This window comes from Streptomyces tateyamensis (assembly GCF_003205575.1).
GTDB lineage: Bacteria > Actinomycetota > Actinomycetes > Streptomycetales > Streptomycetaceae > Kitasatospora > Kitasatospora tateyamensis.
The window spans coordinates 22,315-30,206 of sequence record NZ_PYBW01000103.1 but is presented as its reverse complement, the minus strand read 5'-3'; the positions used below and the strand labels follow the sequence as shown (position 1 = coordinate 30,206).

Annotated in this window: 8 protein-coding genes; 5 read left to right on the top strand and 3 right to left on the bottom strand. The window is 70.3% G+C overall.

The features are described 5' to 3' along the window. The coding region (gene trpD / locus C7C46_RS25595; protein ID WP_110672281.1) for an anthranilate phosphoribosyltransferase at positions 1 to 899 on the bottom strand (899 nt) is incomplete at its 3' end. A gap of 148 nt (positions 900 to 1,047) precedes the next feature. Beyond that, positions 1,048 to 1,470: a hypothetical protein gene (locus tag C7C46_RS25590; RefSeq protein ID WP_110672277.1), complete on the bottom strand. Its 423-nt coding sequence runs from the start codon at positions 1,468 to 1,470 to the stop codon at positions 1,048 to 1,050. A gap of 321 nt (positions 1,471 to 1,791) precedes the next feature. On the opposite strand from C7C46_RS25590, the gene ctaE reads away from it, so the two are divergent. The 5 genes from ctaE to C7C46_RS25565 all read left to right on the top strand — a co-directional run bounded on the left by ctaE (position 1,792) and on the right by C7C46_RS25565 (position 6,614). Next, a complete protein-coding gene (ctaE, locus tag C7C46_RS25585; protein WP_110672276.1) occupies positions 1,792 to 2,412 on the top strand; it encodes an aa3-type cytochrome oxidase subunit III in 621 nt (206 codons plus the stop codon). A 149-nt stretch (positions 2,413 to 2,561) separates the two neighbouring features. Further along, positions 2,562 to 3,371, top strand: a complete 810-nt coding sequence (gene qcrC, locus C7C46_RS25580; protein ID WP_110672275.1) for a cytochrome bc1 complex diheme cytochrome c subunit — start codon at positions 2,562 to 2,564, stop codon at positions 3,369 to 3,371. Beyond that, on the top strand, positions 3,368 to 4,459 hold the full coding sequence (gene qcrA / locus C7C46_RS25575; protein ID WP_110672274.1) for a cytochrome bc1 complex Rieske iron-sulfur subunit: 1,092 nt from the start codon (positions 3,368 to 3,370) through the stop codon (positions 4,457 to 4,459). Before qcrC ends, qcrA begins: the two co-directional genes overlap by 4 nt. Then, the gene (gene qcrB, locus C7C46_RS25570) at positions 4,456 to 6,111 is read left to right on the top strand and encodes a cytochrome bc1 complex cytochrome b subunit (RefSeq protein ID WP_110672273.1); all 1,656 of its coding nucleotides are present in this window, start codon (positions 4,456 to 4,458) and stop codon (positions 6,109 to 6,111) included. The genes qcrA and qcrB overlap by 4 nt, the downstream gene beginning before the upstream one ends. 131 nt (positions 6,112 to 6,242) lie before the next feature. Next, on the top strand, positions 6,243 to 6,614 hold the full coding sequence (locus C7C46_RS25565; RefSeq protein ID WP_110672272.1) for a GntR family transcriptional regulator: 372 nt from the start codon (positions 6,243 to 6,245) through the stop codon (positions 6,612 to 6,614). Positions 6,615 to 6,621: 7 nt separating this feature from the next. Here C7C46_RS25565 and C7C46_RS25560 read toward each other — a convergent pair whose 3' ends face one another. After that, positions 6,622 to 7,851: a L,D-transpeptidase gene (locus tag C7C46_RS25560; RefSeq protein WP_425470119.1), complete on the bottom strand. Its 1,230-nt coding sequence runs from the start codon at positions 7,849 to 7,851 to the stop codon at positions 6,622 to 6,624. Positions 7,852 to 7,892: the final 41 nt, after the last annotated feature.

The following is a 7,892-nucleotide window of genomic DNA, read 5'->3' as shown; positions in this document are numbered from 1 at the left end:
CCGGGCTCGCCGGCCAGCAGCCGGTGCACCACCTGGGCGTTGAACTCCGGGTCGCCGCCGCGCAGCGCCTCGATCGGGACCGGCTCGATGCCCAGCTCGCGCGGGTCCAGCACGGTCTCGCTGACCTCGCCGCCGCGCACCAGCCAGACCCGCGAGGTGGTGCAGACGGTCAGCTCGTCCAGCCCGTCGTCACCGCGGAAGACCAGCGCGGTGGAGCCGCGCTCGGCCAGCACCCCGGCGATCAGGCCGGCCAGCCGGGTGTCGAAGCAGCCGATCGCGTGCGCCGTCACCTTGGCGGGGTTGGTCAGCGGGCCCAGGATGTTGAAGGCGGTCGGCACCCCGAGGTCGCGCCGCGGCGCGGCGGTGTGCCGCATCGCGGGGTGGAACTTGGCCGCGAAGCAGAAGGTGATGCCGGCCTCCTCGGCCACCTCGGCCACCCGACGGGCGCTCAGGTCCAGCCGCACGCCGAGCCGTTCCAGCACGTCGGAGGAGCCGGAGGCGGAGGAGGCGGCCCGGTTGCCGTGCTTGACCACCTTGGCACCGGCCGCGGCCGCCACGATCGCCGACATGGTGGAGATGTTGACGGTCTTGGCCCGGTCGCCGCCGGTGCCGACGATGTCCACCGCCGGGCCCGGGATGCTCAGCGGCTCGGCGTGCGCGTACATCGCCTCGACCAGGCCGGCGATCTCGTCCACCGTCTCGCCCTTGGCCCGCAGCGCGACCATGAAGCCGGCCACCTCGACCGGGCCCGCCTCGCCGGTCATGATCCGGTCCATCGCCCAGGCGGTCTGCGCCCGGTCCAGGTCGGTGCCGCTCAGCAGCGCGGTCAGCAGGTCCGGCCAGGTGCGGACCACCTGCACGGGGTCCGGACCGCCGTTCGCAGGGTGCACGTTCACCATCGCCGGCTCCACGTCTGTATGCCTTGCCTATCGGGACGCCGCCAGCCTAGCGAGCGCGAGCGGGCCGCCGTCTGCCCGACGGCGGCCCTTCTCTCCTGCTGAGACGGCCTGCGGCGAGTGGGACCGCGGCCGGTCTTGCCCTACGGGATCAGCGCGCCAGCGCCCGGCCCGCCACCCGGCTGCGCAGCAGGGTCACCGCCGCCCCGGCCAGCGCCACCGGGTCCACCGGCTGCGAGATCGCGGCGTCCGCCCGGCTCCACGCGGCCAGCCAGCTGTCCTGCGGCCGGCCGATCAGCACCAGTACCGGCGGGCAGCCGTAGATCTCGTCCTTCACCTGCCGGGCCAGCCCGAGGCCGCCGGCCGGCACCGCCTCACCGTCGAACACGCACAGGTCCACCCCGCCCTTCTCCAGCGCCCGCAGCACCGCCGGGGTGGTGGCGCACTCCTGGAAGGTGATCTCGGGCAGGTCCGCCGCGGGGCGGTCGCCCAGGGCCTCGGTGACCTGCGCACGGGTGTTGCGATCGTCGCTGTAGACGAGGACGGTGAGCGTCTCGTCGCTGTGCTGCGTCATCGGCCCTGCTCCCAGAAGTCAGCCGGATGTGATCCGGACCACGTCCACCACCTCCGGATGCTACTCCCGATCACCCGTCCCGGTGAGCCTGCGGCGCGATCTGGTCCCCTTCTTTACCGGGCTACGACGCCTGTCCCGGCAGCGGCCGTCACCCTCCCGGGCGAGGGTGCGTCACCCGGGTCCCGCGCTCCCCTGCTGACGGCCCGTCGGAGGTGACCGGTCGTGAGCCGGTGGACGGGTGCGGCCATCCGGGCATACCGCACGCACCGGACACTCCGAGGAAGACCCCCCGGCGTGAAGACGGAATAAGGGACCGACATAATGTCGGTCGTGGCGACAGCAACAGCAACAGAAACCGGGCACGCGCATGGATCGGTCAACCGACCGAACATGACCAGCGTCGGAACCATCGTCTGGCTGAGTTCCGAGCTGATGTTCTTCGCGGCGCTCTTCGCGATGTACTTCACGGCGCGCTCCGTGAAGGGGCCAGTCTTCTGGACCGAGAAGGCGCATGCCCTCAACGTCCCCTTCTCCTCCGTGAACACCACGATCCTGGTGCTCTCCTCGGTCACCTGCCAGCTCGGTGTCTTCGCCGCCGAGCGCGGTGACGTGAAGAAGCTCCGGTCCTGGTTCACCTGGACCTTCGTGATGGGCTCCATCTTCATCGGCGGCCAGATCTTCGAGTACACCGAGCTGGTGAAGAAGGACGGGCTCTCGCTCTCCTCCGACCCCTACGGCACGGTGTTCTACCTGACCACCGGCTTCCACGGGATGCACGTGACGGGCGGTCTGATCGCCTTCCTGCTCGTGCTGGGGCGGACCTATGCGGCCAAGCGGTTCACGCACGAGCAGGCCACCGCGGCGATCGTCGTGTCGTACTACTGGCACTTCGTCGACGTGGTCTGGATCGGCCTCTTCGCGACCATCTACCTGATCAAGTAACCGATCAGGTCGCTGGCCGCCCGGCCGGGACCCGCCTGCCCCCGCGGCACCGGGTCCGTTTGTCCGTGCTCCGCTCCCCTGCCGCTGCCGTACGGCACCGGGGCGCCCCTTCCAGACCAGCCGACCAGATCCTGACACCGGGGTATTCCGTGAAAAAGCTCTCCGCACGACGGCGCCACCCTCTGGCGGCGCTGGTCGTCCTAATCTTCGCCCTCGTGGCCGCCGGGGGGCTGTACTACGCCTTCGCGCCCGCTCAGGCGGCGCAGGCCGACAGCTCCTCGCAGTCGCTCGAGATCGAGCAGGGCAAGCGACTCTTCGCGGTCGGCTGCTCCTCCTGCCACGGCCTCAACGGCCAGGGCAGCAGCATGGGTCCGAGCCTGGTCGGGGTGGGTTCCGCCGCGGTCGACTTCCAGGTCGGCACCGGCCGGATGCCCGCGCAGCAGCCGGGCGCGCAGGTCCCGCGCAAGAAGAACATCTACAGCCAGGACGAGATCGACCAGCTGGCCGCCTTCGTCGCCTCGCTCGGCCCCGGCCCGGCGACGCCGACCAAGGAGCAGTACACCGCCACCGAGACCGACGCCGTCGCCAAGGGCGGCGAGCTGTTCCGGACGAACTGCTCGCAGTGCCACAACTTCGCCGGCGCCGGCGGTGCTCTGACCCAGGGCAAGTACGCCCCGTCGCTGGAGAACGTCGACCCGAAGTACATCTACGAGGCCATGCAGACCGGCCCGCAGAACATGCCTTCCTTCCCCGAGAGCACCATGCCGGAGAAGCAGAAGCAGGAGATCGTCGCCTTCGTGCGCTACCAGGCCAACGAGGCGCCCAACCCCGGTGGTCTCTCCCTCGGCAGCCTCGGTCCGGTGACCGAGGGCCTGTTCGGCTGGATCTTCGGTCTCGGCATCCTGATCGCCATCGCGATCTGGGTCGCCGCCCACACCACCAAGGCCAAGAAGTCATGAGCCACGACATGTCAGACGACAAGCTGCCGGCGCACGGCGCCGCCCACGGCCACGGCGAGACCGCCGTCGCCGACAACCCGTTCGCGGACCCGGGCCTGCCGGCCCACCTGCCGCGCCGGACCGACATCGACGAGCGGGCCGCCAACCGGGCCGAGCGCCAGGTGTCGCTGCTCTTCGTGCTCTCGATGCTGGCCACCGTCGGCTTCATCGCGTCCTACGTGAGCATCGACCCCGACAAGATCGTCTACATCTTCCCGCTGGGCCACGTCAGCGCGCTCAACTTCGCGCTCGGCATGACCCTGGGTGTGGCGCTCTTCTGCATCGGCGCGGGCGCGGTCCACTGGGCCCGCACCCTGATGTCCGACGTCGAGCACCCGGCCGAGCGGCACCCGATCGAGGCCGACGACGAGGTCCGCGCGGACGTCATCGAGCAGTTCAAGACCGGCGCCGCCGAGTCCGGCTTCGGCCGCCGCAAGATGATCCGCAACACCCTCATCGGCTCGATGGCCCTGGTGCCGCTGTCCGGTGTGGTGCTGCTGCGCGACCTCGGTCCGCTGCCGGAGAAGAAGCTGATCAACACCGGCTGGGAGGAGGCCACCCCGGCCACCCCGATCCGGCTGGTCAACATGAACACCAACGAGCCCTTGAAGGCCGAGGACATCGTGGTCGGCTCGCTGACCTTCGCCAAGCCCGGCCCCTCGGCGCTGCGCCCGGCCGGTCTGCAGGAGTCCGACGAGGACTTCCAGCAGGCCATCGCCAAGGACGCCCTGATGCTCATCCGCATCCAGCCGGAGGACATCAAGGACGACAAGTCCCGCAACCTGGGCTTCGAGGGCGTGCTCGCCTACTCCAAGATCTGCACCCACGTCGGTTGCCCGATCTCGCTGTACGAGCAGCAGACCCACCACGCGCTCTGCCCCTGCCACCAGTCGACCTTCGACCTGTCGGACGGCGCCCGCGTCATCTTCGGCCCGGCCGGGCACCCGCTGCCGCAGCTGAAGATCACCACTGATGCCTCGGGCTACCTGATCGCCACCGAGGACTTCGCCGAGCCCGTCGGCCCGAGCTTCTGGGAGCGCCGCGCATGAGTTCCGCGACCGGCAACAAGCAGGCCGCAGCCCCGGCCAGCACCCGCGCCAAGCCCGCCAACAAGGCGGAGGCGGCCGCGGACTACCTGGACGGCCGGCTGGGGATCTACTCCCTGGCCAAGGCCAACCTGCGCAAGATCTTCCCGGACCACTGGTCCTTCATGCTGGGTGAGATCTGCCTCTACACCTTCATCATCATCATCCTGACGGGTGTCTACCTGACGCTCTTCTTCAAGCCGAGCATGGGCGAGGTCGTCTACAACGGCTCCTACGCCCCGCTCGACGGCATCAGGATGTCGGAGGCCTACGCCTCGACGCTGAACATCAGCTTCGAGGTCCGCGGCGGTCTGCTGATCCGTCAGATCCACCACTGGGCCGCCATCGTCTTCGTCGCGGCGATGTTCGTGCACATGATGCGCGTCTTCTTCACCGGCGCCTTCCGCAAGCCCCGCGAGATCAACTGGATCTTCGGCTTCCTGCTGCTCTTCCTGGGCTTCTTCGACGGCTTCCTCGGGTACTCGCTCCCCGACGACCTGCTCTCCGGCACCGGTATCCGGTTCATGGAGGGCGCGATCCTGGCCGTCCCGCTGGTGGGCACGTACCTGTCGTTCTTCCTGTTCGGCGGGGAGTTCCCCGGCACCGACATCGTGCCGCGGTTCTTCACCATCCACGTGCTGCTGATCCCGGGCGTCATGCTCGGCCTGCTGGTGGCGCACCTGATCCTGGTCTTCTACCACAAGCACACCCAGTGGGCGGGCCCGGGCAAGACCGAGAAGAACGTCGTCGGCATGCCGCTGATGCCGGTCTACATGGCCAAGGCCGGTGGCTTCTTCTTCCTGGTCTTCGGCATCGTCGCGGCCATGTCGGCGGTCGCCTCGGTCAACCCGGTCTGGGCCTACGGCCCGTACCGGCCGGACCAGGTCTCCACCGACGCCCAGCCCGACTGGTACATGGGCTTCGCCGAGGGTCTGATCCGCGTCATGCCGGGCTGGGAGATCCGGGCCTGGGGCCACACCCTGAACCTGGGTGTCTTCATCCCGCTGATGCTCTTCCCGCTGGTGCTGGTGGCCATCGCGGTCTACCCGTTCATCGAGAGCTGGATCACCGGCGACAAGCGCGAGCACCACATCCTGGACCGCCCGCGCAACGCCCCGGTGCGCACCGCGCTCGGCGCCGCCTGGATCAGCCTGTACCTGGTGCTGCTCTCCGGCGGTGGCAACGACCTGATCGCGACCCACTTCCACCTGTCGCTGAACGACATCACGTACTTCGTGCGGGTCGGCTCGTTCGTCGTCCCGGTCGTCGTCTTCTTCGTCACCAAGCGCTGGTGCCTGGGCCTGCAGCGCCGCGACAAGGAGAAGGTGCTGCACGGTCGCGAGACCGGCGTCATCAAGCGCCTGCCGCACGGTGAGTTCATCGAGGTGCACGCCCAGCTCCCGCAGGACAAGCTGCACACCCTCACCGCGCACGAGCAGTACGAGCCGGTCGAGCTGCCGGCCGCGACGGACGAGAACGGGGTCGCCCGCAAGGTGGGCCTGGTCACCAAGACCCGGGCCAAGCTGTCGGAGTCGATGTTCGGCGAGCACAGCCAGATCCCGAAGCCGACCGCCGAGGAGCACCAGGAGATCACCAGCGGCCACGGCCACCACTGATCTCCCCCCGGCCGCCCCGGCGACCGGGACCTTGTCAGCCACCTGAGGGCCGTTGCCCGGCAGTTCGCCGGGCAACGGCCCTTGGCACATGGCGCATTGGGCTGATCGTCCGTCAGTGAGGAGAGTCACAGGTGCAGGTGAGGATCGACCACGCGGGAGCCGTTCCCCCGTACGAGCAGCTGCGCTCGCAGATCGCCGAGCAGGCCAGGACCGGGGAGCTGCCGGCCGGGTCGAAGCTGCCGACCGTGCGGGCGCTGGCCGAGCAGCTGGGCCTGGCCGCCAACACGGTGGCCCGGGCCTACCGCGAGCTGGAGGCGGACGGCGTGGTGGAGACGCACGGGCGGCGCGGCACCCAGGTGGCCGCGGTCGGCGACACCGCGCACCGCCACGCCGCCGCCGCGGCGCACGAGTTCGCCGAGCGGGCCCGCCGACTGGGCGTGACCCGCGACGAGGCCCTGGCGGCCGTCAGCGGCGCGCTGGACCTCGTCTACGGATCCGCCTGACGGCCGCTCAGACCTGGGGCCGCAGGGTGGCGGCCGCGACCGCCGTCGCCGGGGTGTCGGTGTTGACCGGTTTGCCCAGCGCGCTGCCCTTGAGCCAGTCCGACCAGCTCAGGTTCCAGTCCCCGAAGCCGTTGCCGAACAGCTCCATGTCGTGGCCCTTGCTGTTGACCACCTGGACGATGTCGCCCACCCGGGTCTGCTCGTAGAACCACTTGGCGTTGTCGGTGCTCATCCCGGTGCAGCCGTGGCTGACGTTCTCCACCCCCTGCGAGCCAACCGACCAGGGCGCGGCGTGCACGTACTCGCCGCTCCAGGTCACCCGGGTAGCCCACTCCACCTTGAGGTCGTAGGCCTCGTTGCTGCCCTTGGCGATGCCGATGGTCTCGCTGCTCATCTGCACCTGGCGCTCCTGGCCGAGCACCACCTTGATCCCGTTGCGGGTCGAGAAGCCGGGCTTGCCGGTGGTCACCGGGATGGTGTTCACCACCTGGCCGTTGCGCTTGAAGGTCAGCTGGTCGCTGGCGGCGTCCACGATCGCCTCCACCCGGTCGCCGACCGTGAAGGCCAGGCTGCCCGGGTCCCCACCGTAGAGCTGGCCGTCTATGGATCGGCCCTGGGCGTTCCAGGACAGCTTCACCTTCGCTCCGGCCGGCCAGTACTCCTGCGGCCGGAAGTGCAGGTTCTTGCCGTCCACCCAGTACCAGGCGCCCAGCACCGCGGGCTGCGAGGAGACGGCGAGCGACTGCTCCACCACGCGCCGGGCCGCCGGGTCGGTGACCGCCTCGGAGAGCTGCACGGTGAGCGGCTCGCCCACCCCGTAGACCTGCCGGCCCAGGTCCGGGCCGAGGACGGCGGTCAGCAGCCGGTCGGCCTGCCTGGTGCTGAAGTCGGCGGTGGTCTCGCCGCGGCCGCCGTGGCCGTCGGTGGCCGCGATCCGGGCGGTGTAGTGGGTGCCGGGGGCCAGCGGCCCGGTGCTGTGCCAGCCGTGGCCGTCGGCGTCCAGTGCGCCCGCCACCTGGCGGCCGTCCGGGCCGCTGAGGGTCACGTCGGTCAGCGCGCCGCCGGCCGCGGTGGTCACCGTGAACGGCTTGCCGGGGTCGGTGTTCGGGGCCGCGGAGGTGTGCACCAGCCGGCCCGCGTCGATCGCGTGCGGTGGGGCCACTCCGGCCGGCTGGGAGCCGGTGCCGCCGCCCGAGCAGGCGGCCACCGGGCCCGCCAGCAGTGGCGCCAGGACCAGCCAGGCCCGTCCTCTCCGTCCGCGTCCGGCCCCCGTCGTCC

Bases quoted from the DNA above. Each gene is read 5' to 3' on its own strand.
- C7C46_RS25590 (WP_110672277.1), bottom strand. From the start codon at position 1,470: ATGACGCAGCACAGCGACGAGACGCTCACCGTCCTCGTCTACAGCGAC.
- ctaE (WP_110672276.1), top strand. From the start codon at position 1,792: ATGTCGGTCGTGGCGACAGCAACAGCAACAGAAACCGGGCACGCGCAT.
- qcrA (WP_110672274.1), top strand. From the start codon at position 3,368: ATGAGCCACGACATGTCAGACGACAAGCTGCCGGCGCACGGCGCCGCC.
- qcrB (WP_110672273.1), top strand. From the start codon at position 4,456: ATGAGTTCCGCGACCGGCAACAAGCAGGCCGCAGCCCCGGCCAGCACC.